This is a genomic window from Paenibacillus sp. 2TAB26 (assembly GCF_052115145.1).
Lineage (GTDB): Bacteria > Bacillota > Bacilli > Paenibacillales > Paenibacillaceae > Pristimantibacillus.
Window position 1 is genome coordinate 130,068 of record NZ_JBFRGC010000014.1, and the last position, 26,840, is coordinate 156,907.

The following is a 26,840-nucleotide window of genomic DNA, read 5'->3' on the forward strand; positions in this document are numbered from 1 at the left end:
GATTGACACATGCCTATAATAATAGATGCAGCAATTGTGGCATTCTATAATCGTATTCAAGAAGAGTTACCCTACGAGATAGCTAAATATAGCCTGCTTTACGAGATGATAGTAGGATAGGAGACAGGTGAGACTATGACAACGAATAATGAGACAACTAACGAGGAAGTAAATAATAAGGAAGCTGCGATGTCCGAGGAGAAATGGGCTGAGCTTATAAAGGCTGTTCACCATAATGGCCTTGTAGCTTTAAAAATGCATTTTAACGAGGTTGAAGCACAGGTATCAAATTTCGTAGATTACGGCCCGGTTTTTGTATTTAATGTGAAGGATGAATCGGGCAGTGTTTATTCGTGTGGATTTTTTCTGCGTGAGTTAATTGCTAGATTCCAATCGGATAATGATCCAGCGGTATGGTTGGCTTCTTTTTTCGTCGATCTTATGGAGACAGAAGGTGGCAAGCCTCTTCCTAAACCGGCTACGAATGAAGATGAGGCTAAAGAGATCATAGACAAAGTACTCGTACCGCAATGTATAAAAGCTGTAACAGAAGAGTTTGCTCCGGAACAGGTACATGCGGGGCTGGCTTGGAAGGAAGACCACGGTCCGATTTTTGAAGTGGGTTTTCCAGCAATCATAGATGGAAATAACGTATGTGCTGTTTCTTTGCATCTATTGCTAACACATTTGCAGTTGAATCGGGATCCAGGGGAGCTGCTAATTCAAGGATTGTATGACATTCGGAATGAGCATGGCTTAGAATAAATAACGAAGATAGGATTTAACGCAGCCTGATTGGGCTGCGTTTTTTTTATATGATAAAATCGATCTAAGATCATAAAAAGTGTACAATTTAAGAGAATAAGAATAATAAATGGGTTGACTCTAATGATCCAAAAAATCATAACAAATTGGAGAAGAAAACATGAATATAAATCTACATACTGAGCTTTGCCAACTGTTTAATATTCGTTATCCGCTTTTTTTAGCTGGAATGGCTGGCGGGCCATCGACTGCAAAATTGGTAGCAGCAGTATCGAATGCAGGTGGACTAGGAACGCTTGGCGCTGCATATATGGAGCCGGCTGCCATTCGAGAAACGATTAATGAAATCCGCAAGCTGACAGATAAGCCTTTTGCAGTTAATCTGTTTGCGATGCAAACTTCGGATGACAATACTCGAATTGGAGAAGTTCAGCGAGAGTTAAATCTTGTGCGGAATGTGCTTGGAATTTCTCATGCGAGTGCGGAACATGTGACGACTCCCGATCGTTTTGACCAACAAATGGCTGTTTTGCTCGAAGAGAAGGTTCCTGTCATCAGCACAGCATTCGGTATTCTTCCGGAGCCTTTCTTGCGGCAAGCTAAAGAGGCTAATCTTCTTGTTGTTGCGATGGTAACTACGGTGAACGAAGCGCTTCTTGCGGAGCAAGCAGGCTGCGATGCGATAGTTGCCCAAGGCAGCGAAGCGGGCGGACATCGAGGAACATTTGATATAACCGAACATCAGCTGGGTGCAAATATAGGAACATTTGCTTTGGTACCGCAAATTGTAGATCGAGTGAGTATTCCAGTCATTGCTGCGGGCGGCATTATGGATGGACGAGGATTAGTAGCGTCTCTTATTTTAGGAGCACAGGGTGTCCAAATGGGGACGCGATTTCTTACAGCGATAGAATCTGGTGCGCATGAGGTTTATAAGCAGGCTCTGCTGAAAAGTACAGAGGAGAGCACAGTTATTACGAAAGCTTTCTCGGGTCGACCAGCTAGAGGCATACGTAATTCATTTGTTAAGCAATGGGAAGAGAACGGGATCGAGCCCCTTCCGTTTCCTACTCAAAACACCGTGACTCGTGATATAAGAAACGCTGCAAGCAGCCAAAACAATTCAGAATATATGTCCCTATGGGCTGGTCAAGGAACGAGGATGCTTACTTCTGGCCAAACTGCGGAGGATATTGTTGCAGAGACAATTCGGCAAGCACTTTCCATTTGTGAGACGGGCACGTCCCAATAACATAGGTTCAGGAAAAAGGCGAGGAGAACTCGTCATCCTGCATATTAACACCGAGCTTGCATTATCTCTTGGCGGCAGCTTTTATTTAGCTAATAATGGCGTTTGGCTTTCTGATTTTATACCGCCTGCCTGTATCATTATGAAGTAAGTGCTTTCATTTTTTTGTTTTTTTGTATCGAATGTGATTAATTCTGTGAAAATGTTAATGCTAATGTCGCAATAAACTGTGATATAATTTTGCCCAGAAGATGAACGTTGGATTTTACACCAACTTAATTAACTGGGAGGTACGCATGATCAGGGATGCCAAGCGGATTAGAGGTCTTATAATCACCATGATATTGGGTTTGTTTCTGCTTTGTATCGGACCTATGTCGAGTGTCCATGCAGGGAATGCAGCTGCTGCGGATGAATGGACGATAAAATTTAATGGGAAAATAGTGAAGATAACAGATCCGCTTTATGTGTCAGAAGGAAGATTGTTTGTTCCGGTAGCCCGCATAGCTGATATGTTCGGTGCGAAGTCGAGCTGGGATAATGTAAACGAAGAAGTAACAATACATACAGAATTAAAAGATAAAGTCGTGCTGGGAAATGGAGTACCAGTCGTATATTTTAACGAAGCCCGTTATAAGTTGGATGCAGTGCCATTTTTAAAGGACAATAGGCTGTATGCTCCTCTGCGCCAATTGTCAGAAATGCTGCATGCTAATGTGGTATTGAATGCAGAATCAAACGTTATTGAACTTATAAAAGTACAGCCTGCTGTAATTACAGAAGAGTACGGCTTGGATGAGATCAGCAAGGAGTTTGGCAGCACCAAATCAGAACTGCTCAAATGGAATGGACTCGATAGCAAGGCGAAGATCAAGCCGGGAACAAAGCTCAAGGTCATCATTCCTTCAAATGTTGATCAAATAGCAAAACCATTCACTGATGCGGATTATATGCTGCTTGCTAAGATTACGATGGTTGAAGCAGGCAATGAATCCTATGAAGGACAGCTTGGATTAGCGAATGTCATATTAAACAGAGTGAAGGATGAGCGGTTTCCGGATACGATACGCGACGTCATTTATTCAGGCAAGCAGTTTCCTCCAGCACATAATGGACTCTTAGATAAAAGTAAGCCAAATGCAAGCTCACTTCGTGCAGCGAAAGATGCGCTCAACGGTAAAAATAACGTGGAGAATGCTGTTTATTTCTTCAATCCCGATATTTCCAAAGGATCGTTTTGGTCCAGCTTAGATGTTATTGTGACAATCGACAATCATAGCTTTGCAAAATAGTTATAAGATAGCCGCTGAACCATTGCAAGGTGCAGAAAACAAGGGGAACAAGTCCAAAGGATTTGTTCCCCTTGTTGTTAAGAGGACGAAGACAGAGCTGCCGTATCGTTGTTGGATGACTGAAACCATTTGTGGTAATCTATAATAGATTTGCAGTAGAGTTGCCGTATGATATGATCGCAATGAAGCCTACTTTACAGGATGATAGTAAGATAGGAGACAGGTGGAACTATGAACGTAAACAATGAGACAACTGACTTGGAAGTAAATAGCGAGGAAATAGAGATGTCCAAGGAGGAATGGGCGGAGCTTATAAAAGCTGTTTACGATAATGGCCTTGCAGCTTTAAGAATACAGTATAACGATGTTGAGGCACAGGTTTCGAATTTCCATGATTATGGCCCAGTTTTTATATTTCATGTGAAGGATGAATCGGGTAGTCGATATTCCTGCGGTTTTTTTCTGCATGAGTTGCTTAACAGGTTCCAATCGGACAATGATCCTGCAGTATGGATGTCTTCCTTTTTCGTTGAACTTATGGAGACGAAGGGTGGCAAGCCCCTCCCAAAACCAGCAACGAATGAAGCTGAGGCTAAAGAGATAATTGACAATATACTCGTTCCGGAATGTATAAAAGCAGTAACGGAAGAGTTTGCTGCGGAGCAGGTGCATGCAGGTCTTGCTTGGAAGGAAGACCACGGTCCAGTCTTTGAAGCTGGATTTCCGGCACTCACAGGCGGAAATAACGTATGTGCGATTTCTTTGCATTACTTGTTGATTCATTTGCAGTTGAACCGGGATCCAGGAGATCTGTTGATTCAAGAAATGTACAACATTCGAAAAGAGCATGGCATAGGCTAACATTTACAAATCAAAATGTATTTAGCGCAACCCGATATGGGTTGCGTTTTTTTATTCGTACACAGCGAGCAACTTCAAATTTTAATAGTCGATATTTGCTTTTTTGCGCATGCTAAGTATATCCAACTGTTATGCATCCGACTTGTTTCAATACTGTAAACTTTTGTGGGCTTAGTTGTTTGTGAAAACGAGGCTGTGATACGATCAAGGGTGAATGGAGATGAACGAATGGAGCTTACCAAAATATTGATCATAGAAGATGAAGAAGCGATAGCTGATTTGCTTGCATATGGCTTGCAGAAAGAGGGATTTCAAACCAAGCTTGCGCATAACGGCAAGGATGGCTTAAGAGAAATCGAAGCGTTCAAGCCTGATCTGCTGCTGCTTGATTGGATGCTTCCCGATCAAAGCGGACTTGATATTTGCAAGCAAATTATGGGGAAATACATGCTTCCGATCATCATGATTACGGCTAGGTCTGATATTTCCGACAAAGTTATCGGAATGGAGCTTGGCGCCGACGACTATATTACGAAACCATTTGATATGCGTGAAGTAATCGTCCGCATTCGTACATTACTGCGCAGAATCAATCCTATAACGGCAGTGAACGAAGAAGCAGCGCCAGCAATCATCAAGTTCAAAACGATAGAAATTAATGTACCCGAAAGAATGGTCAAAAAAGACAATGAGCTCATTGAGCTGACACCAAAAGAATTTGACCTATTGATGACTTTGACGAGCTCTAGAGGACGCGTATTTACTCGATCAAATTTGCTTGATTTAGTATGGGGCTATAATTATTTTGGTGATACTCGAACCGTGGATATTCATATTCAGCGTTTGCGCAAAAAGCTTGATGCCAATGACATCATTACTACGGTATTTCGTGTCGGGTACAAATTCGAGAAGAATGTGGAATGAATATGGTACAGTCTATCAAGGTTAAGTTTTTAATCGGATTGTTAGTTATTTTTGTCACCTCGCTATTGCTGCTGCATCATTTTGTCATGCAAATTATTGAATCCAGCAACGAAACCATCATTACGCAGGATTTGAATACGATGAAGAAAAACAGCAATGTTTATGTAAAACAGACGTTTATGATCAATCATTATAGTCATGATGAAATTTATTTCGAGCAGATGTCTAAAGAGTTGGTTGTTGATTTGAAAAATATTACGTCTAGCCAAGTGGCTGTTTATTCATTAAAGGGCAAGCAGCTTGCTGCATCGGACAGTGCTCCCTTCATGAGTCCACTTGGAGACGATTTCAAGCATGCTCTCAAGGGAGAAACCGCTTATACCATCTCCCATCAAGAAAAAATATCTACGATCTATTTTTCATATCCGGTTGTCATTGACGGTGAAAAAATAGGTATTTTACGATTTTCCAAAGATGTATCGATGCTTTATGAGAACAGCAGGCAAATATTAGATGTCATTTTGTATGTAACGATCGCTATCTTTGCCATGGGCTTGCTGCTTTGTTATGCATTGTTCTGGAACATTACACTGCCCATCGTCAAGATGACCAAAGTTTCAACGGAAGTGATAAACGGCAATCTTAATGTCCATATCTCTTTAAACCGAAAGGACGAGCTGGGCAAGCTTGCTCATAACTTCAATCAAATGATTGAGAAAATTAGACTTCAAATTGGCAAAATAGAAAAGGACCGTGACCGCCTTAAAGAGTTAAACCAGCATCGCAAGCAATTTTACGACAATGTTACCCATGAGCTGAAAACACCTCTAACTTCTATCATGGGCTACGCGCAGATGATCAAAGACAATGGGCAAAATGATGAGGTTTTTTTCGAGAAAGGTATTGCGCATATAGCGGATGAAAGTGCTCGTCTTCACGAAATGGTTTTGCAGCTATTGGAGTTGTCTAAGGAAACAGATTCTAAAGCATCCTATGAAATGGTTGATGCAGGGTTTATTTTGCTAAGCGTTTGTGAAGGTATGGCGTTCAAAGCCCAAAAGTATAACAAAAATATTGTTTGCGAATTAGAAGATCATCTCATCATTGAGGGCAGTCCAACTAAATTAAGACAGCTGTTTATCAACTTGATTGATAATGCGATTAAATACAGCGATGCTTCCTCTGAAATTATAGTGAAGGCAGGTCTGATCTCCGAGGTCATACAATTCACTTTTATAAATCAGGGAGATATCATTGCACCAAAACATTTAGCCCGTATTTATGAACCCTTTTATAGAGAAAATGGTCGTCTTGTGAAAGAAGTCGGGAGCCGCGGATTGGGGCTTAGCATTTGCAAAGCCATTGTTGAAGAACATCAAGGAACCATTCAAATCCAAAGCGAGGATAGAGAAACAAGCGTAATTGTTCACATCCCGCAATTTGATAACAAGCAGGTGACCTCGTGATTAGAAAATCAGTATTTGCTCTGCTTATCCTCGTTATTTTGTCGGGCTGCGCATCTACGAAATTTAATTCAAGAACCGTCGTTATACCAGATACAGAAGCGGCACCAGAATTGGCCCATTCGAACGGTGATTTTGAAGTAAGCAAAATCTATCGCATGTTTGAGGAAGAGGAGAGTGAAATCCAAATTCTCGGATGGTCAGACAATGAGCAGATTCTAGGCATGCTCAAAAATATAGATTTTACTCAAACCTTGCAGCGCTTTGATTATAAGAATCAGACGATGAAAGAGGTTATGAATTTCAATCAATATTCAGAAGCAAGCATGGTGTCCCCAGATGGGCTTAAAATCGCAGTTTACGGTTGGGATAATAACAAAAACAGAACCCTGAAGATCTACAGCCAGATTGATGGCAAGGCGATTACTGTCGAGGATATGCAGGACTCTTTGTCGGCTACGATGATCTGGTCTAACAACAGCCGGTATCTCTCTTTTTTCATATGGGATGATCAGAAAGTAGAAAAGCTTGCCGTTTACGACGTTACGACTAAAAAGATGAAGAAATATGATGTTCCGTATGAAAGTGAGAAAAGCTGGTCGAGATATGCGAAAATTTCTGATAATGGAGAAACGGTATTGATCATCAGACAAATGTATGATGGACAATCGATCTTGTTCGGTAAAATAGACGGCACTGGAATTTCCAGTTTGTATAATCATCTGTTGAATCGTGATGGGACGGTAGACTTTCTCAATAATGATCAAATTTTGTTTGTCAGCGAGAACAATTTGCTGTTTGCATATGATCGCCGCAATAAAGCTACCACGATTTTAGGTGAGCAAGTGGGTAATTTCCGTTTAACAAGGGATCGCAAATATATTGCATACTCGAAAGATTCGCTGAATATCTATATTGCCAAATTGCAAGGAAACAATCTTTTGAATGAACAGGAGGTGTTCAAAGGAATAAATCCGGGTCAAATGGAGTGGAGTCCATCGGGCAACAAGCTCTATTTGAGCGGCTGGAAGTCATTTGACGCTCAAGTAAAAAGCCAATTGTCCGTACAATTATCGATGAATTACATCATTGAGTTTAAATAAAACATGTTTCCAAACAGCTATCACTGCTTCCATCGGTGATGGCTGTTTTTTTGTGTTTCATAAGCCGACGCATTTCAACATTTTTAGATACAACTTGTTTACAAATTGGAGAAGTGCTCGAAATGAGGATTATGTATAAATAAAGAAGCTGCTAAACATCTATTACTTAGGAGGACAACATGTACTCGTATACGAAAAAACGAAAATCGCGAATAGTCAGGCTAATTGTGCTTTTATTCACTCTAGTTTTAATTAGTGTAACTTTAATAGGCTTTGCCGCAAACAAAGAAGAAAAGTCGCAAGCTCTGTCAGCCAATCCGCCAATTGTTCCAACGAAGCAGCAATCCTTGGATGGAAAACCAGATAGGATATACAAAGTTGTCATTGATGCAGGGCATGGCGGCAAAGATCCTGGGGCGGAAGGAGCTAGCGGAAAAAGGGAAAAACATTTTACACTATCGTTATCTCAGAAAGTGTACGAGCTGTTAAAGCAAGAGAACATGTTTGAGCCGCATCTAACCCGGAATGATGATACGTTTATTGATCTGGACGTACGTCCTGATATAGCAAATCAAATGGAAGCAGATGTTCTTCTATCCATTCATGCGAACACCTATAAGGACGAGAATGTTGGTGGAATTGAAACGTTTTATCGTTTTGATGAAAATATTGAATTAGCTCAGACTATGCATAATCAAGTTGTAAAGGCAATGGGCTTTCGGGATCGCGGAATACGGAATGAAGAGTTAAAGGTTCTTTCACTAAGCAAGGTGCCGGCGATTTTGCTCGAAGTAGGTTATTTGACAAACCCCGTTGAAGAAGCCGTTTTACTTGGAGAAGATGGACAAGATCGTGCTGCGAAAGCTATTGTTGAAGGTTTGAAGCAATATTTTAAAAACAATTCAGAAGATGCAATCATACAATCCTAATTCGAATGTAATCCGTTTAAAGGAAATGAAACAATAAGCCACGTCCTCTGGACGTGGCTTATTGTTTTTCTGTCATTTGTTTTCGGTATGCGCCAGGTGAGATGCCGTAATACCGCTGGAACACGCGATGGAAGTAAGTATAGCTGCCGAATCCGGTTTCTTCGGCAATACGTTCGAGCGTAAGCGGACTTTTGCCCATTAGTTCCAGCGCCATCGCCAGACGCACCTTCTGGGCATATTGCATAATGGACATGCCGAATTCAGCTTTGAACAGCTGAACCGAGCGGGATACGCTAAGTCCCGTATGTTTCGCAGCATCGGATAAAGTGAACGGAATCGCTGCATGCTCCTCGATATAAAGCTTTATTTTATAAGCGAGCAGCTTGGGACCGGAGTTGTATGAGGTTGCTTCATCTATGGCTCTATCGAGCAAATAGCAAAGTGATTGCATCAGCGTACACAATAGTTCAGGATTACCGCCGTCATGCCGTCTGCTTTCTAGTATTAATTGCTGCCATAAAGCTGCTATTCTCCCGTTCTCACCTATTTTTGTTTTTTGGGGTCTTCGCTGAAGCTTCCACCATTCATCAAGCCAAGAACCGCTGCAGATCACATAATAGTCTCCGCTTGGCCCAAGCTCGCCAATTCTCAGATCATAAACTTCACCGGGGGCAAACAGAAGAAGGTCGCCAGGCTCGATGATATCGACCTGCCCTGCAATCAATGCTTGGCATAAGCCTTCAGTCTGCAATCGAATGATATAGGTTTCGAGGCCGGATTTAAAGGTATGTCTAAAAGGCGTATTATGGTACATAAAGGCACAATAATCGAGCTTTATTCCAGTTTCCTTCATTACTGTTTCTCCTCTTCCATAAGCAGATCGTTGATGTTTATCATTAGTTTGTTTCTACAAATGCCTGTCTATTTCCTTCATAATGGACAGTATATACATGAAGGAGTTGTTATCGATGGCAGGAAACAAGAAGTTGTTCTCGTCGGAAATAAAGGAGAAAGTATTGTCCTTGATTTCCCAAATGACATTAGAAGAAAAAATTGGCCAAATGTCGCAATTTGACTGGGGCTTTCATGCGATAAATCCGGATGCCGGCGGTGAGATCAATCTAATCATGAAGGATCTCATCGATAAAGGAATGTTAGGCTCGTTGTTTAATTTATCGGGCGTTGAACAAGCGAATACACTGCAAAAACAAACCATTGAAAAGTCACGGCTTGGCATACCGATGATCGTTGGGAGAGACGTTATTCACGGCTACCGTTCAGTATTCCCTATTCCACTCGCTCAATCGGCAAGCTGGAACCCAGATCTGATTAGAAGAACAGCAGCAGCAGCGTCTAAGGAAGCAGCTTCCGACGGTATTTCATGGGTGTTTGCGCCGATGATCGATATTACGAGAGATCCTAGATGGGGAAGGATTGCCGAAACGATGGGAGAAGACCCTTATGTAGGCGAGATTATGGCAAAAGCGTGGGTTGAGGGCGCCGAGCTCGATGATGCTTCAAGTGAAAGCCTCTCTGTAGCGAGCTGTCCTAAACATTTTGCCGGATATGGATTTGCGGAAGCGGGCAGGGATTATAATACGGTAGACGTCTCGGACCGCGTGCTGCGTGAAGTTATTTTGCCGCCGTTTCGTAAAGCGGTTGAAGCTGGAGCGCTTAGCATTATGGCATCCTTTAATGAATTGAATGGCATTCCTGCATGTGCCAACCGTTATTTGCTTACGACTATTTTACGTGAGGAATGGGGCTTTGAAGGCGTCATCGTTAGTGATTACAATGCTCTAGGCGAATTAATCACTCATGGTGTTGCCCGAGACGCGGAGGAAGCGTGTGAAATTGCGATTAAAGCAGGTACGGATATGGATATGCATTCAGGCATATTCTACAAATACTTGCCGAAGCTCGTTCAAGAGGGACGGATTGCCGAGAGCCTGATCGACGCCGCTGTAGGCAGAATTTTAGCTGTAAAGATGAAACTTGGATTGTTCGAGAATGCATACGTAAATCCAGAACGAAGCCAAAGTGTTATTTTGTCAGAGGAGCATGTGTCATTGGCACGCGAGGCAGCAAGAGAGTCTATCGTTCTGCTTAAAAATGATAATCGTATACTGCCTCTTTCTAAGCAGCTGAAAACGCTCGCTGTTATTGGACCGATGGCAACGAACACGAAAGATCCGCTTGGCTGCTGGGCAGCCGACGGCAATGCGGATGATGTCGTTTCACTGCTTGATGGCATTAAAGCGAAAGTATCGCCAGACACACAGCTGCTATATGCGGAAGGCTGCGGCATTGAAAGTGAAGACGAGAGCGGCTTTGAACAGGCGCTGGCAGCAGTTGCTGGGGCGGATGCTGCTATTATTGCAGTAGGCGAAAGTCTGACGATGAGCGGTGAAGGAAACTCCAGATCAGAACTGGACTTGCCTGGTAAGCAGCGTGAGCTCGTAGAAGCAGCAATACAACTGGGCAAGCCGGTTATCGTTGTATTGTTCAATGGCCGTCCGCTGACAACCGTTTGGCTGGATGACACGGCAACAGCAATTGTAGAATCCTGGCACTTAGGTATTCAAAGCGGCAATGCAATAGCTGATGTCTTGTTTGGTGACTATAACCCAAGCGGCAAGCTGACAGCAACATTCCCGCGGAGTGTAGGACAAATCCCGCTTTATTATTACCGGAAGAACACAGGACGTCCTCCAGGAGGCGTGTATTCTTCAAGATATATCGATGCTCCAGTGCAAGCATTGTATCCCTTCGGGTACGGTCTGAGCTATACCGACTTTGAATATGACAATCTAGTCGTGAGCTCAGCTCGCATAAGCAGCTCGAATTCCGTATCTGTTTCTGTAAATGTTACGAATACAGGCAGCGTTACAGGTGAAGAAGTAGTGCAGCTGTACATTCGTGATGCAGCGGCAAGCGTAACACAGCCTCTCAAAAAACTAAAAGGTTTTGCCAAGGTGAGCTTAAGTGCCGGTGAGATGAAGACGGTGACATTCTCGGTAACCCCTTCGGAGCTTGCCATCATAGGAGCAGATGACCGTTTGTCGGTTGAGCCTGGCATTTTCCAGCTGATGGTTGGTCCTCATTCCGAGAAGGGCTTGATCGGTGAAATAACAGTAGAATAAATGTGAACAGGGGATGCTGTTCCAGCAGTAGTAGTGAATTCGCCGAAGTGATCGCTCGCTTTGAGCAGAGAGATTATAGAACATGAAAAAATAGCGGTGAAGGGCTGTCCCTTTACCGTTATTTTTTTATTTGGTGAATGATTGTTTGCTTAAACCGATTATGGGCAAGCGAGAGCAAGCTAAGCACTAGTTTTACCTTTGGCAAGCTGCGATGCAAAAATCGATTTGCTCTAGTCAGCCCCAAGTCGACTCTCTAAGGAACTGTATCATGCTTATTATGCAGAAAACGATTGTTCTCAGATTTTAACGAACCTTATTGGCGCTATTACAAGTTTTACAGGGTCTTATGAGCTGTTTTTCTCGAAATAACGTTTCTGGAGTTCGTTACAATTTTATTCCACTACGAATGCTTTAAATAAGCACTTCTGGGTTCGTTAGTTATAGGTTTTATAACGTTTTGCTTTCAACTATAATGCGATCTTGTGTTATAGGGTTGTACATTTCAGTAGTAACTGAAACAACCGTTGTCAACGTTTTTCAAAGCAGTTGGAGGTTTATAGATTTGATTGAAGTCATGCTTCACCAGCTGTCATTTATGGAGGTTTTGTATAGTCATCACGCGATAATACCACCAGCAATTCTAGTAAAATAAGCACACTCCAAGTCAACAAATGGCTTGGGGTGTTGTTTTTTGAGCAGATTTAAAAGCATGGATAACTATAATAAATAATGAATTTCCAATATTGTTCTCCTAAAAATGGTCGTGCTACACTAGGCAAGAAATGTGAATGAAGGGGATTTATTCGGAACATATGGGAAGCATTAACTCATATCATCCGAAATGAATAAGCAAAGGAAGGTAACGATGAAGAAGCGATCAGTTATGTTATTTACATTTGTAATGGTTATCGCCATAGCTCTAATATTCGTAATAGACTTCCAAAAAAAGAGTAATGAACCCGAAACGGTTCAAACACCATCACCTTCGGAATCTACAGACAAAGAGATATCCAATGCGAGTAAAGCTAAACAGCTTGTAAGTCAAATGACGGATAAGGAAAAGATAGGCCAGCTTGTGATGTATACACCTACGGGTCAAGCGGATTCGTTCTCAAATAAAATGATCAAGGAATACGGTGTAGGCAGTGCCCTCTTGAATCGACGAATGAATTCTGCTGCCGATACTGCCCGGTTTACTAATGCGCTCCAGCAACTGGAATCTGAATCCAGATTAGGTATCCCTCTATTTATTTCTGGCGATTTGGAATATGGCGCAGCTCAAAGAGTACCTGATGAGGCAACGGTATTGCCAAGACAGATGGCAATTGGAGCTACACAAAATGTGGATTATGCGGAACAAGCTGCGCGCTTGACGGCTGTTGAATCCAAAGCAATGGGTTTTCACTGGAGTTTCTCGCCGGTCGTTGATGTCAATTCGAACCTGATGAACCCAGTGATTGGTGTTCGGTCTTTTGGAGAAGACACGAAGCTTGTAAGCGATATGGCTGTTGCAGAGGTGAGGGGTTATCAAAGCGAAGGAATGATATCCAGCGCCAAGCATTTTCCAGGGCATGGGGATACAGGTTTTGATACTCATATGTCGTTATCAAAAGTGTCTTACAGCGAAGAAGTGCTGCGAACCGTGCATCTCCCTCCATTTCAAGCAGTAATCGACCAAGGAATCGAGTCTATTATGACTTCACATATTATTATTGAAGCGATTGATGCTGAACTTCCTGCAACACTCTCAAAGAAAGTTCTTACAGGATTGTTGAGAAAGGAAATGGGTTTTAAAGGGATCATTGTCACAGATGCTATGGTGATGCAAGCGATATCCGACAATTGGGGAGCGGGTGAAGCGGCGGTTATGGCCATCAATGCGGGAGCAGATATCGTCATGGCAAATGGCTCTGAAGCTGATCAATTCGATACGTTGGAGTCCCTTTATGAAGCATTGCAGGACGGCAAGCTCGAGAGAAGCCGAGTGGATGAATCGGTGGAACGGATACTAACCTATAAATTCAAGTTAGAGATGTTTGAGCATCGTTTGGTAGACATTAATCATGTGAGCCAGGTAGTAGGGAAAAAAGAACACCGTGAGTTATCTGAGCGAATGGCACTGGATTCCATAACGCTCATCAAAAATGACAATGTCCTTCCATTTGATGCGGAAGCAAATCAGACAACGCTTGTCGTAAGTATGGCTTATGCGGATCAGATTGCAGAAGCAGTTAGGCAAATAAGCAAAGGCAAAGTCATTTCTTATCAGGCAGCAGAAGCTGCGGGAGAAGTGTTAGATGCTACAAGGTCAGCGGTTAAGAAAGCGGTCGAGAAGGCTGAAAATGCAGATCGAATTATTGTTTTTACGAAGTCGGATCAGCAAATACCGCAAGGGCAAGTGGATCTGGTGAACGGATTACTTGCAACTGGAAAGCCGGTAGCAGCTGTCTCCCTGGGAAACCCAAGCGATATTTTGGAATATCCGAACGTGAAGGCATATATTTCAACCTATGCGCTTGATAATTGGTACTGGATAACACCGATTCCGATTTCGTGGGAAGCTGCTGTGAAGGTCATATTTGGTTCCAAGCCAAAGGGGAAGCTGCCTGTGACCTTAAATAACGAATACTCAAGAAACTTTGGCTTGAGTTATCGCTAGCCTGACATAGAAATGACCTTCTTCATTACCGGAAGGTCATTTTTTTGCGATCGGCCAGAGTAAATAACAAAACTATTTACATACATACTGTACGTATGTTAAAATCCGATTATATTCAATCCTATAAATACTAAAGGAGAGCTTCCATTTGAAAATGAACAGTTTTTATCCAGTTGTGATGTCACAGGATGTAGCGAAAAGTGCTGATTTTTATCAACGTTACTTTGGTTTTGAAGTTGTGTACGAGTCTGACTGGTATGTGAGCTTGCGGAAGACGGGTGAAGGGCAATGCTTTTATGAATTAGCGCTGCTATCAGCAAGTCATTCCACGGTTCCCGCGAGCTATCGTAAGAGAGCTGAAGGATTGATTCTTAACATGGAAGTTGATAATGTAGATAGTGAGTACAAGCGCTTGGTCCTTGATGCGAAGCTGTCTTTGGAGCAGGATATTCGCGATGAGGATTTTGGGCAACGACATTTTATTCTCTCTGATCCCGGCGGCGTATTAATAGATGTCATTGCAATTATTCCGCCCTCGGAACAAGAAAGCATGAACTATGTGCAATCAGTGTGGCAGCAAGAGGGAGCAGCAGCTGATAATTAAATGAGCTTGCTTGAAGCTCCTTCTGAGCTTTTAAGAAAATAGGAGCAACAGGATGAGGAAAACGAAAAAAGATACGGAAGAGACGATTCATAAGCTAGAGGATGTGGCGAGGCATCATTTTACCACTTTCGGATTTGCGGACAGTTCACTAGAGGAAATAGCCAAAGATGCTGAGGTCACTCGGGGGGCTGTTTATCACCATTTTGGCAGCAAAAAAGGTTTATTCCGAGCGGTGCTTTCACTTGTTCAATCTGAAGTAGCGCAGCGGCTGGAGGAAGAGGCTTCGCTTAGCGACGATTTGTGGGAGCAATTATGTCTGGGATGCCGCGCATTTGTGACTGTTGCAATCGAGCCGCAAAACAGGCGGATCATGCTAATCGATGGTCCTGCCGTGCTTGGCTGGGAGGAGTGGAGGCTTCTGGATGAGCAGCAGTCGATGAAATTGCTGCTTGAACAGCTGGAAATGATGCAGCAGCAGGGCTACCTTAAGGGTGTTCGTCTGGATGCTGCCACTCATTTGTTGTCGGGAGCTATGAATGAAGCGGCACTTTGGCTCGCACAAATATCGGATACCGCTGAGGCTGCTGAAGCGATGGAGGATTGTTTGCAGACGCTGTGTAAGCTTCTAGACGGCCTTCGTTAAATGAGAGGCAAACAAAACAAAGCCTGACCGACAGTTATCGTTCAGGCTTTGTGTGTGCTTAACTATTAAGAGCCGTATACCTCGAAATCAAAAAGTGAGTATCCGTAAGCTGTACCTCGTGCCGTGCAAAGCACTCTTACATATCTTCCGCTTTTGGATGTAAACGTAATATCATCGATGGCTCCATTGCCTGTTGTCGTTGTAAAAGCGTCTGTCCAAGTTGTACTATTTGTGGAAACTTGGATTTTATAGCCTTTACCGTAAGCAGCTTCCCAGTTTAATTTCACACGGTTGACGTTTTGAATGGAACCAAGGTCTACGTAAATCCACTCGTTGTTGCTTCCTTCAACACTCGCCCATCTTGTCGTCGAATTGCCATCCGTCGCTTTGGAAGCTTCAAATCCTGTTCCCTCAATTGAGCTTGCTACAGTGGTCTTGCCTAAAGCAAGGTTCGTTGTTGTTGAATTCGGACTCGTTGTTGCGCTGGCTGTATTGCTGCTCGCAGAAAGATTGCCCGCAGCATCAATGGCCTTCACTGTATAACTATATGACGTGGAAGCGTTTAGGCCAGTGTCAGTAAAGGTCGTGCCAGAAGGCGAGCCTACTAATGTGCCGCCGCGAAATACTTGATAACCAGATACACCAACATTGTCGGTAGAAGCTGACCAGTTCAAATTAATTTGGCTGCTTGATGCAGCGGATGCAGTCAAATTCGTTGGTGCTGTAGGTGCTTGGGTGTCCGTTGTTCCACCAGCAGTTGGTATCCACCAGTTTCCTGAAATGAATAACATATTAAGCAAATTGAAGGAATCGCTGAAATAGGATTCTTTTTTGTTTTTCATCCAATCCCATCCAGCATTTACCCATGCTTGGTGCGTGCTGCTCGTTGTTGCTGCTGAAATAAACGGCGATACAAAAACAGCTGTTGCGTATGAACCGCTAACTCCGCCATTTAGTTTATATCCATCTTTAATGTTATTCGGATTGCCGCTTGTGGCTCCTTTGATCCATACGGCCATTTTGTTAGCAATATCTCGGCCTCTCGTGTCGCCGTAGAAAGCATAGTCCATTACGATTCTTAATGGAACCCGGCTTGCATTGTAATTGTATTCGTTAGTTTCTGGAAATTCATCTAAGTAGTTTTGTGGAGCTGGCTTTGGAGGATTGTCGACAACAAAATCTGAAATCAGCCCTGTGCTAGCTGAATAGGCGCTTGAGAACTGACTATAAACAGTGTACAAGTTGTTAATGACATTCAACCAGGTTTGATCTCCAGTCACCTCATAAAAAGCTCTTAAATGCGAGAGCATCCAGTCGGAGGGACGGGTATTTAATGCACTCTTAGCATCCCAATCGCCAAGGTTCAGGCGGTTATTCGTCGTGACATTGCTCGCCTTGATACCGTTCGTAATCATTTTTTTGGCTTCTGCCAAATAATTTATCGTGCCAGCTGATCCCCATTGCTGGTCAGCAAGTATTAAGGAATAAGCGATGTCCAAATCACCGTCGGTAGCGGAGCCAAAATGTCCTTGTGCTCCAGCAGCATCTGCAACAACCCAGCCCATAAGATTTGAGTTGCCTGAACTCTTAAAAGCTCTAGCGGTTTTGAATAGGCCGTCATAAATGGTTTTGGCATTTGAATCAAAACCTGCCATCAAAGCGGTGATTACCATGCCATAGCCTTGCCCCTCTGAAGTGCCAAGCGGATCATAACCATCAGCGTCGCCGGTAATATCCCCTTTGACATAATAGCCGCCAGGCAATGAGGATAGGTTGTTTTTTAAATAGGTTGATTTCCAGTAAGTATAATAACTCGAAACTGCTGTATTCATAGCTGCCTGAGTGACATGGTTAGGTTTTATAATGCCAGGATAGTTAAGCTGCTGCGGAAATGGTTTTAGCTCTCCTGCAGCATGCACCTTCGTTTGAAGTGGAGCGGGTGCACCCAATAAAGTTAGAAGCATCGCTGAGCAGAGAAAGACATGGCCCATCCATTTCATCATACTTTTGTTTGCTTTTAAAGTGCGCAATTAAAACTCCTCCTAAAATTATAGTTGTATAACCGTCGACAGATTCGCAGCCTCCTTTGCTTGTAATCAAGCTTAAACAAAATTAAAGCGCTTTAATTTAAATGCAAAAAATAAAAACATTTAAGCGCTTTAACTTTAGGCCTATAAAAAAAGTAATTCAGATGAGACTAAAGGTGCAGGACACACTATAGAATCAACCAAGTTACTTCTAGCCATCCATTCTTGATGGTTGTTTTTCGTTCATGCCTCTATGTTAATCAATGTAACACACAAAATTTGTATATGTCTACAGCCAATTTCAATTTTTATATTATGCCTAAAACGGAACAGAATAGGGCGAGGCAGCATTCTCAAAGCACAGAAAAACGGTACGTTACTACGCACCGTCATCTTTTTATTCACCTATGATTCTGAAGTCAATATTGGTTGGCGGCGGAAATTTATTTTTCGCCTCTTCAAGATGTATTTCGGAATAGGATTCATCCCTTGATTGTGCAAGCTTCTTGGCATTGTATTTATACCATAGCTCTATGATTAATATTTCACCTTCACGTATGACCGCAAATTCCTTAAGGAACAATTGCTTAACGAATGCATCCTGTTCAAGCTCAAGTGCGGCAACGCCTACTATAATTTGAATGCGGTCACTGCTCGAATAGGCTTCAGGCAATGCATTGTACATTTGCCACGCCTCTTCGTACTGTTTGTCAGCAATGAGCAAATTTAAATATTCTTCAGCCAAAGCTCGATCAGGGAACGAGTTGGAAACGAGATAGGCTTTCTTCCAGTAGGCAAGCGCCAGATCGATTCGCGAGGCATATTTCATCGCTTCTGCTAGGTTTCGATACACCCATACGGATGGTTGAATGTCTATCGATTTCTCCCATGCATCGATAGCTTCCTGCTCCATTCCTCGCTCATAAAGCATGATGCCCAAATGCATATAAGCGTTCCATGATTGATTCTCTTGGTGCTCGAGGCTCTCTTCAAGCAAGGCAAGCCACTCATCCTGAACCATCCATGCTTTCGGCACTTCTTGCACGTCGTGGTCTGGAAGCGTTCCTGTTTCAAGAAGGGCGAGCCAATCGCTATGCTCGGCTTCTGGCGCTGTGCTTAGCTTAGTAAAATAAAAGCCTTCAGGAATCGATCGATTTTCCTTCAGTTCTCGGCGCAGCTGCTCTAGCGCACCCCATGGAGAACCCGTATAAAGGACTTGCTCAGGTGCTTGTTGTGCGAGAGCTCGCATGGACTCATGCAGCTTCTCCATTTCTTCGGCATCGATATGATGATCGACACAATCTCGAATGTATTGATTCGCCTGATTCCAATCCTGTTGGTGGGCTTTGTCGATTTTAATATCGGTCATGCCGATTACTTGTGTGAAATCCCACTCCGATTGAGCAGGCATATCAAGTCCATGCAGCTGCGTTGGCGCTAAGCCGCTTTGAATTTCAATGTAATTTCCTTCACCGGGGTTAGCAAGATAATCGCACCATCGTCTTCCACCGGCATGGTTTCCCCAGCAAAACATTTTGCGATAACGGAGAAGAGAGGTGGAGCGTTCATAAAATAATCGTCCATCCTCATAGGCGACAGCTTCCCAAGGCGCATCACAGCTTGCCGGCGTTTGAAAGAAATATTCATTCGAGAAAGGAAAGCTCAGCGGATAGGTGACGTCTTTGCCCGGTACAGTCGGCAGATAAGGCAGCTTGCCAAGGCCAAATCCTTTCACTTTATGGTCAATATAAATGACTTCATCTGTTGACGAAAATAGACGTGCTTGCAGTGTTTCCTCTACAGCGATGTTCGTCCACCAGTACATCGGAACCGACTTATCATTGTCATTAACGATCCGCACATAAAGAATGAGCTTGTTTGAACCAGCGGGCAGATGAAAGTCAATTTGCCAGAACACGTTTTTACAGCGCTCATAATCATACAGCCTTAGAAAATCGTTTCCGTTCTCATCTTGCAGAATGGCTGCATGAACGGGGGAGCATGTGGTAAACGTATGTCCGAGCTGGCCGATATTCCACTCTATTCCTCCAGAGAACCAAGCGTTCAGTATCGCTAGGTTGGCAGGCTGCAGCACCGGATTCGTATAGAGAAGGCTGCGATTCGTTTTTTTCTCCGTAAGAGAATACAATCTTCCACCATAAGCAGGTAAAAAGACAGCCTGCAAATGCTCATTTTCGAGCACGATAGTTTCCAGCAATAGATTTTTCCGATCTCTTGTATAACGATCCTGCATTCGGTAGGGTAAATAACGTTCCCCTGCTTCATATCCTAGCTTCGATCTTAGCTCGCTTGGAAGAGTGCCATTATCACTGACTTCTCTATGTGTTTGACGATTTCGGAACATCGGCAGCGGATTTTGATCGCCAATGCTTGAGCCTTCGATCCGTAAGGTAGATTGATATACACGCATGGTGAATGAACTCCTTTCTATCCTTTTACTGATCCAACCGTAATGCCTGCAACAATTCGCTTGGAAATAAACAAATACAAAATGAAAGTAGGCAAAAATACGATGATGGATGCTGCAAAGATACCGGAATAGTTTCCTGTGTTGGTAAAGCCGAGTACGATGGATTGCAATGCAAGCGCGAGCGTTTGATATTTCGGATCACCAGCAAATATAAGCGCATACAAATACTCATTCCATATCGACATAAAGTTGAAAATAGAAACTGTAATGAGGCCAGGCTGGGCAACCGGCAATATAATTTTGATAAACGTCTGGATAGGGCCGCAGCCGTCAACAGCTGCTGATTCTTCCAACTCCTTCGGAATGGAAGCGAAAAATCCGGTGAGAAGGAATACGCTAAACGGAATATTAGTGAAAATATAGATTAATACGAGCGTAATAATGGAACCCGTAAGCTTCAGCTCAACGAACAATGAAAAAAGCGGGATGGATATGAGCAGGCCAGGGATGGAAATTGCGGATAAAAACATCAGATTGACTATTTTTTTGCCGCGAAATTTTACTCTGCCCAAAACATAAGCGGCAGGAGCAGCGAAAACGAGAACACCGACGCAAGCTGAAACGGTATAAATAACACTGTTCAGAAAGTACCGTCCCATCTTCTGGGTTTTGAATAAATCGATATAATTGGAGAAATGAATGCCGCTCTCAAATAATGAATTTGTAAAAATGCCTCTTGTTGTGCTCAGTGAAGCTAGAATGGCGAAGCCGAACAATACAATCGTGAACAGCAGCCACAAATAGAGCGGGACATACCGAATTTTATTAACCATGCTAACACCTCATCTTTAATATTCAAGACGTTCTTTACGGAAGAACTGATTGATGATGGCGGATAGGATTAGAATTGATATCGTAATACTAACGCCTACTGCCGCGCCTGCTCCTACATTAAAGGCATCCTGCGTATAAACTGAAGTGCCGTCGCCAAACACTTTGAGATACATAAAGTAGCCCGGCGTCATCGTAGCGACGCTTTCACTCGCACCACCAAAGGTAGCGGACCAGACAAAGAAATTCACGGCTGTTACCGTCCATAAAACGAGCGTCATACGGAATATGTCCTGAAGCAGCGGCAGCGTGATTCGGAAAAACTTGTGCAATGGATTAGCCCCTTCGAGCAGAGCAGCTTCGTAATAATCGCGTGGAATACGGTCCATTCCGGCGTTAAGGATAAGCATAAAGTAGCCGATGGAACCAAAGCAGTACGCCAGCAGCATGGAGAGGAACAAATAACTGTCGCTCGTCCACTGAATATCGGCAAGCATATCGAGTCCAAGGAAACGGAACAGCTTCGTTAAGAAGCCATAGCTTGAATTAAATATATAATGAATCCAAATAACGGATAACACGACTGCAGATACGGTATTCGGCAAATAAACGAGCGAGCGCCAGAACGTTTTGCCGCGGACGCCGGATGATAAAATAGCAGCAAATAGGAAGGCGGAGCAAATCGTGATGATGCCGCCAAACAGCCATATTTTCAAAACATTCCATGCAGAGTCCATAAAATAGCTGTTGCGGAACAGGTCTGTGTAATTTTCGAATCCGATAAATGACCACTCTGACATTTTGCTTGATATGGACGGCAAGGAATAGAAACTCATCAGCAAAGCTCTGAGCGTTGGATATAGAAAGACTGCAAGATAGATGAGTACCGCCGGCAAAAGGAAAAGGGCAATCATCGGTTTTTTAATTTGCATGTAAATTTCCCTCCCGGATATGATTCATAATCCGTTATAACGTCATTGTGCAGCAATCCGAAGGATCGCTGCACAATGATCGAAGTATTTAATTAACGTTATTTTGTGCCATAAAACTTTTTGGCTTCTGCACTCATTTTGTTGACGTAAGCGTCTGCCGTTAATTTACCAGCGGCAAGCTCCATAAATACGGGTACGATTACACCTTTGGAGAAGTCAGCGGAGTTGTTGATTCCGTAGCCCCAAGGCGCATTGACCTTAGCGTTGTTAATTGCTGTTTCTGCTTCAGCGAGTGCTGCAGGCCATTCTGTATCGATAGAAACGGGAATAGCTTGAGCTTGCTTCACCATTTCAGCTTGTGTTTTTTGGCTTACCAGATATTTAACTAATTCGATAGCAGCTTCTTTATTGCTGCTGTTTTTGTTCAGCATAAGAGCTTGTGCGCCAAATGTCAGCTCATTCTGACCTTTTCCGTTGCCGTTAGGCACAGTTGGGAATTGGAAGGAGCCCCATTTGAAATCAGGACCTGCTGTGGCAGAAACTTCATTCGGAAGCCAAGTGCCGTTCAGATAAGCTGCGGATTGACCGAATACGAGATCCTGCTGTGCAGCTGGGTATTTACTGCCTGCAAGCTTAGAAGAGAAGTAACCTTTCTCTTTCATCATGACCATATCTTTGGCGAATTGAAGGATGATTGGATCCTTCCACATCTCGCCTGTTTTGTCATTCACGAGTGCGTCGACCCATTCATTGCCCATTGCGCTGCTGAGGTATCCGCCGATAAACAAATCACGGTATGCATCATCGAATGTAATTGGAGCAACGCCAGATTTTTTAATCAGCTCACAATATTCCATAAACTGCTCCCATGAGCTAGGCGGAGTCGTAATTCCTGCTTTCTCAAACACTTCTTTGTTGTAGAAAAATAGTACAGCGAACGGCTGTTGTGGAATCGCATAGTGGCCTTCTTCAAGTCCTGCTGTTACTGACAAAGATTTTGTCCAATCCATTAAGCTTGGCATAAGTGAATCTTGCAATGATTTTCCTTCCATGCCTACAGATGGTGTAGCCAAATATTCATCCAGCTTCAGCAAATGGTCCTTAACTATCGCCATCGTAACGGAAGGATCATCCTCGAATATATCGATTTGTTCGCCGCCGTCGAGTGCTGGTTTAATCAGCTTTCTAATATCCCGTCCTGTAAACTTCAGATCGACGGTAACTTTTGGATTAGCAGCTTTAAATTCATCGACTGCCACTTTAATCACTTTTGCTTGCGGTTCGGTGTCGCTCCACATGGACCAGAAGACCACTTTGCCATCAAGGCCGGCAGCATCGGGACTTGGCTCGGCAGCAGAAGTGGGCTCGGTTGTTGCAGCAGGAGCGGGAGACTCGGTAACCTCCGGGTTGTTGCTCTTCGAGTTTGAGCACCCGACGGCTAAAAAGATCATCATTACTGTTAATAAAATCGAAAATATTTTGTTTCTTTGCATTGTTGACTCCTCCTTTTTTTGGTAAGTATACCGCTGGGTATGCAACCGGGTACATGACCATTTTTGAACTGAATCCGTCATATTTTGTACTCAATTTATATTTGGTTATTGCTGATAAGGAAGCGGTTGCAGCAAACAGCGAGCGGGTGCATTACTTTATTAATAGAAAGGAAATAGGTTTTGCCAAAATGAATATTGACAGCGATGAGCTTGAGGTGGTTATATACGAGGAGTAAGCCTAACATCTAATCAAGGAGCCAATATGCAAAAAAACTTGCGCATGTCTACCATATTAAAACTATTTTTTATTTCGGTTGTTATCGTACCTGTCTTTTTAATATGCTCCGTCATATTGAACATTTACGAACGGGATATTCTCGAACAAAACACTGGGCGCTCACTGCAAATATCGAAAGCGCTTTCATATTCGGTAAGTCAGGAAATCAATCGCATGTCTGGTCTGTTTGCTTCGATTGGCGTAGATCAGGATGTCATTTTCACCATATTTGATATTAATCGTTTGAGCGGCATCGAGAAGCAGAAGGCTGCCAATAAGCTGAAAATAATGATCGAGAAGTACACCGCATCGGTCTCTGGCCGTGTGCTCTCTGTTAACTTTTTTTTTGATAACGGAAAATCATATTCATATTTAAAAAACATGATGATGGATGACTCTGCTGTACGTGAGCAAGATTGGTACCGTGACACGATTAGCAAGCCTGATGTCATACGGTTTCAAGGCATGCTTCCGAACGCTCTTTATGGGAATTACAATCCGTACATGATGGCCGCTGCGCTCTCTCCAAGCACGACTAATCGAATGTCCAAAATGGAATTGATCCTCTTTACATTTGAAAGCGGAACTTTCGATCATATTTTGCAGTCACGCGATAATTCGGAATCAGTTCTGCATATTGTAAGCGGCAAAGGTCAAATCATCGCTTCGAATACAGTTATTGATAGAGGTAGCCACGTTGTGAACAATTGGTCGAAAGAAATAAGCCGCGGGGTAGAAGGGTCTTTCGTGGATGACTCAGAGGACAATAAGAAATTAATAACGTATGCAAAAGTAGACAATACGGATTGGTACATTGTTCAAATTATTCCATTCGCAGATTTGCTCGCCAATTACCGGAATGTAAATTCGTTTGTGTGGTTTCTCGCTATTTTGATCATTTTAGCGTTTGTGCTCGTTTCCTTCTATTTTGTTTCCAATGTGACAAAGCCGATCCGTGTGCTTCTCCATCAAATGGTTCGTGTAACGGGTGGAGATTTAAATGCGAAATTTACAGGCTCAGGCAGCTTGGAGATGGTGAGGCTGGGCCATTCCTTTAATCTAATGACCGAACAGGTTCGCCAGTTAATAAGCCAGCGTGAGAAGCAGGAGGTCGAAAAGCGTAAAGCTGAATTTGCCGCGCTGCAGTCGCAAATTAATCCGCATTTTCTAATCAACACGTTAAACGCAATTAAGTTTATGGCTTTAATAAGCAAAGCGGACAATATCCGCAACATGACTCACTCGTTGACACAGCTTTTAGCTTCCTCTTTTAACCGCGGCGGGCTTCTAACTACGATAGCGGACGAAGTCAACCATTTGAAGCATTATTTGTACATTATGGAGATTCGATTCGGCAGACCCATCCAAATGGAATGGAACATCGATCCTGAGGTTTCAGGACATTATTTGTTAAAGCTATTGCTGCAGCCTATATTGGAAAATAGCATCATTCATGGTCTGAAGGATATTGATTACCCTGGAATCATCACAATCACAATCGTAAAGGAAGATAAAAATTTACTCATCACGATCGCAGACAATGGGATGGGAATGACTTCAGACGTAATTGATCAGCTTGAAGACAGAACGGCCTCCTATACGTTTAGCGGAATGGGCAATCGAAATGTACATCGACGGATACAACTGCACTACGGCTTGCAATATGGATTACGATACGAGTCTAATCTGCCGCAGGGAACAAAGGTTAGCATTCGATTGCCTTTGATTAATGAACCGGATGAGGAAATGGCTGATTTTTCAGCATAAATGATCATGTTTTAACTAAAAATGTCATCTTTTCTAACCATAAACGCTGTATAATAAATGCCATATACGTGAAAGCGCAATCATTCGTTTGCGGGTTCAGGTTTTGCTGGGAGAAGTGGAAATGAAATTTAACAAAAATATTGTCTCAGTCTTAGTCGTTACTCTGATATTGGTAGGCTTGCTTGCAGGATGGATCGGTATGTTTAAGGCTGATACCAATGATACGATTTATTCTTTGGTTGTTAATACACCACAGAAACAAACCTCCAATCAAAATCAGCCGGTAAAAATGAAATTTGGAATATGGGAATCGAAGACGGATATCGAATTTTGGACGGAGAAGGTGAAGGAATATTCGGCTCTCAAACCAAATGTAACCGTGGAAGTAGAGACGATTCCAGATAATAGCGGCCAATATTTAAAGGTGCGTCTGACGGCAAATGATTTGCCTGACCTATTTTATTTGAAACCGGGTCATTTGCCTATTTATAAAAATTCATTGCTGTCTCTTAATCAATTGCAAGCAACGAGCAGAAATAAATACCCAGCTGAAATAGAAGGGGAAACACTTGGCTTGCCTCTCATATCCTTCTCTGAGTATGTGTATTATCGACCAAGTATTTTTGAAGAGGTAGGCGTTAGTGTTCCGCAAACCTTAGGACAATTTATGGATGTACTGAATCAAATTAAATTGCACGGCAAATATATTCCGATTGCTATCGGGGGCAAAGATGATTGGACCTTCTATCCATTTATTGAATTTGGACCGCCAATCTTTGCGAAGGACGAGAACTATTTGGCTAATATATCAAACGAATTGAGACCATTCGGAGGAGGCTCAGCCTTTGGCAAAGCAGCCGATATGCTCAAGACGATCGCGGAAAATAAATTAGCTGGTCCCAACGCGCTCGAAATTGGCTTTGATCAGGCTAAACAATTGTTTCAGTCCGGAGAAGCGGCAATGATCGCACTCGGTCAATGGTATTACTCGGATCATGTGGCAAAAGTGAGCAATGATGAGGATATAGGTGCATTTGCGCTGCCGTGGCGGGAAACGACCAAAGAACCGCTGCTTTCTGTAACGATGCCGGACCAGTATATGGCGATTAACAAAAACTCCAAAAACAAAGAAGAAGCGATACAATTTCTTGAATGGGTATTCAGCCCTGAGGTTTATCAGGCTTTTATAAATAACTCACAAAGCTCATCTACGTTAACGGATGTTCAGTCCGTACTTCCCTTTTTTAATGAGGAGAATAGAGAGCATCCATTTGTACCTTTTATGTATTCCGCGTTAGATGAGAAATTTGTACAAGTGAAAAACGCAGCGCAATATGACGAGAAAAAGCTGGCGCAAGAAATTTTTGCAGGCGAGTCAGTAGCAGGCATTCAGAACAAGATGAATGAAAACTGGAGCAAAGCGGTGCAATATGTTCAGCATAATTAA

The 26,840-nt window shown here is 43.0% G+C and carries 21 protein-coding genes and 1 pseudogene; 15 read left to right on the forward strand and 7 right to left on the reverse strand.

All coding sequences use genetic code 11. The features are described 5' to 3' along the window. The first annotated feature begins 135 nt into the window (after positions 1–135). From AB4Z50_RS17610 to AB4Z50_RS17645, 8 genes are all read left to right on the forward strand, one after another. Positions 136–765: a hypothetical protein gene (locus tag AB4Z50_RS17610; RefSeq protein ID WP_441880909.1), complete on the forward strand. Its 630-nt coding sequence runs from the start codon at positions 136–138 to the stop codon at positions 763–765. Positions 766–925: 160 nt separating this feature from the next. Further along, complete coding sequence (locus AB4Z50_RS17615; RefSeq protein ID WP_441880910.1) at positions 926–2,017, forward strand: NAD(P)H-dependent flavin oxidoreductase; 1,092 nt, start codon at positions 926–928, stop codon at positions 2,015–2,017. A gap of 293 nt (positions 2,018–2,310) precedes the next feature. Next, positions 2,311–3,306 carry a cell wall hydrolase gene (locus AB4Z50_RS17620; protein ID WP_441880911.1) on the forward strand — a complete coding sequence of 332 codons (996 nt, stop codon included), beginning with the start codon at positions 2,311–2,313 and terminating at the stop codon, positions 3,304–3,306. Positions 3,307–3,537: 231 nt separating this feature from the next. Continuing rightward, positions 3,538–4,167, forward strand: coding sequence for a hypothetical protein (locus AB4Z50_RS17625; RefSeq protein WP_441880912.1), 630 nt, complete (start codon positions 3,538–3,540; stop codon positions 4,165–4,167). A gap of 228 nt (positions 4,168–4,395) precedes the next feature. Next, positions 4,396–5,091 carry a response regulator gene (locus AB4Z50_RS17630; protein WP_441880913.1) on the forward strand — a complete coding sequence of 232 codons (696 nt, stop codon included), beginning with the start codon at positions 4,396–4,398 and terminating at the stop codon, positions 5,089–5,091. After that, the gene (locus AB4Z50_RS17635; protein WP_441880914.1) at positions 5,088–6,557 is read left to right on the forward strand and encodes an ATP-binding protein; all 1,470 of its coding nucleotides are present in this window, start codon (positions 5,088–5,090) and stop codon (positions 6,555–6,557) included. The genes AB4Z50_RS17630 and AB4Z50_RS17635 overlap by 4 nt, the downstream gene beginning before the upstream one ends. After that, positions 6,554–7,657: a hypothetical protein gene (locus tag AB4Z50_RS17640; RefSeq protein ID WP_441880915.1), complete on the forward strand. Its 1,104-nt coding sequence runs from the start codon at positions 6,554–6,556 to the stop codon at positions 7,655–7,657. Before AB4Z50_RS17635 ends, AB4Z50_RS17640 begins: the two co-directional genes overlap by 4 nt. Positions 7,658–7,836: 179 nt before the next feature. After that, entirely contained in the window at positions 7,837–8,586 is a 750-nt protein-coding gene (locus tag AB4Z50_RS17645) for an N-acetylmuramoyl-L-alanine amidase family protein (RefSeq protein WP_441880916.1), read from the forward strand. 58 nt (positions 8,587–8,644) lie between these two features. Here the strand turns inward: AB4Z50_RS17645 and AB4Z50_RS17650 are convergent, their stop codons facing one another. After that, positions 8,645–9,439: a helix-turn-helix domain-containing protein gene (locus tag AB4Z50_RS17650; protein WP_441880917.1), complete on the reverse strand. Its 795-nt coding sequence runs from the start codon at positions 9,437–9,439 to the stop codon at positions 8,645–8,647. Positions 9,440–9,554: 115 nt separating this feature from the next. On the opposite strand from AB4Z50_RS17650, the gene AB4Z50_RS17655 reads away from it, so the two are divergent. The 4 genes from AB4Z50_RS17655 to AB4Z50_RS17670 all read left to right on the forward strand — a co-directional run bounded on the left by AB4Z50_RS17655 (position 9,555) and on the right by AB4Z50_RS17670 (position 15,635). Further along, positions 9,555–11,729: a glycoside hydrolase family 3 N-terminal domain-containing protein gene (locus AB4Z50_RS17655; RefSeq protein WP_441880918.1), complete on the forward strand. Its 2,175-nt coding sequence runs from the start codon at positions 9,555–9,557 to the stop codon at positions 11,727–11,729. 841 nt (positions 11,730–12,570) lie between these two features. Next, the gene (locus AB4Z50_RS17660; protein WP_441880919.1) at positions 12,571–14,388 is read left to right on the forward strand and encodes a glycoside hydrolase family 3 protein; all 1,818 of its coding nucleotides are present in this window, start codon (positions 12,571–12,573) and stop codon (positions 14,386–14,388) included. Between the two features lie 148 nt (positions 14,389–14,536). Continuing rightward, positions 14,537–14,992: a VOC family protein gene (locus AB4Z50_RS17665; protein ID WP_076271508.1), complete on the forward strand. Its 456-nt coding sequence runs from the start codon at positions 14,537–14,539 to the stop codon at positions 14,990–14,992. A gap of 52 nt (positions 14,993–15,044) precedes the next feature. Continuing rightward, positions 15,045–15,635, forward strand: coding sequence for a TetR/AcrR family transcriptional regulator (locus AB4Z50_RS17670; RefSeq protein WP_441880920.1), 591 nt, complete (start codon positions 15,045–15,047; stop codon positions 15,633–15,635). A 65-nt stretch (positions 15,636–15,700) separates the two neighbouring features. On the opposite strand, the gene AB4Z50_RS17675 is transcribed toward AB4Z50_RS17670, so the two are convergent. The 6 genes and pseudogenes from AB4Z50_RS17675 to AB4Z50_RS17700 all read right to left on the reverse strand — a co-directional run bounded on the left by AB4Z50_RS17675 (position 15,701) and on the right by AB4Z50_RS17700 (position 23,349). Further along, positions 15,701–16,345, reverse strand: coding sequence for a discoidin domain-containing protein (locus AB4Z50_RS17675; RefSeq protein WP_441880959.1), 645 nt, complete (start codon positions 16,343–16,345; stop codon positions 15,701–15,703). Positions 16,346–16,393: 48 nt separating this feature from the next. Next, a pseudogene (locus tag AB4Z50_RS17680) lies at positions 16,394–17,557 on the reverse strand (glycosyl hydrolase family 8); the annotation flags it as partial. Between the two features lie 502 nt (positions 17,558–18,059). After that, on the reverse strand, positions 18,060–20,093 hold the full coding sequence (locus tag AB4Z50_RS17685; RefSeq protein ID WP_441880921.1) for a DUF5107 domain-containing protein: 2,034 nt from the start codon (positions 20,091–20,093) through the stop codon (positions 18,060–18,062). 17 nt (positions 20,094–20,110) lie between these two features. Beyond that, positions 20,111–20,926: a carbohydrate ABC transporter permease gene (locus tag AB4Z50_RS17690; RefSeq protein WP_441880922.1), complete on the reverse strand. Its 816-nt coding sequence runs from the start codon at positions 20,924–20,926 to the stop codon at positions 20,111–20,113. 15 nt (positions 20,927–20,941) lie between these two features. Then, the gene (locus AB4Z50_RS17695; protein WP_430054572.1) at positions 20,942–21,856 is read right to left on the reverse strand and encodes a carbohydrate ABC transporter permease; all 915 of its coding nucleotides are present in this window, start codon (positions 21,854–21,856) and stop codon (positions 20,942–20,944) included. Between the two features lie 98 nt (positions 21,857–21,954). After that, positions 21,955–23,349 carry an ABC transporter substrate-binding protein gene (locus AB4Z50_RS17700; RefSeq protein ID WP_441880923.1) on the reverse strand — a complete coding sequence of 465 codons (1,395 nt, stop codon included), beginning with the start codon at positions 23,347–23,349 and terminating at the stop codon, positions 21,955–21,957. 53 nt (positions 23,350–23,402) lie between these two features. Here AB4Z50_RS17700 and AB4Z50_RS17705 point away from each other — a divergent pair, with 53 nt between their 5' ends. The 3 genes from AB4Z50_RS17705 to AB4Z50_RS17715 all read left to right on the forward strand — a co-directional run bounded on the left by AB4Z50_RS17705 (position 23,403) and on the right by AB4Z50_RS17715 (position 26,840). After that, positions 23,403–23,585: a hypothetical protein gene (locus tag AB4Z50_RS17705; protein WP_441880924.1), complete on the forward strand. Its 183-nt coding sequence runs from the start codon at positions 23,403–23,405 to the stop codon at positions 23,583–23,585. 44 nt (positions 23,586–23,629) lie between these two features. Next, complete coding sequence (locus tag AB4Z50_RS17710) at positions 23,630–25,393, forward strand: sensor histidine kinase (RefSeq protein WP_441880925.1); 1,764 nt, start codon at positions 23,630–23,632, stop codon at positions 25,391–25,393. 121 nt (positions 25,394–25,514) lie between these two features. Beyond that, positions 25,515–26,840: an ABC transporter substrate-binding protein gene (locus AB4Z50_RS17715; RefSeq protein ID WP_441880926.1), complete on the forward strand. Its 1,326-nt coding sequence runs from the start codon at positions 25,515–25,517 to the stop codon at positions 26,838–26,840.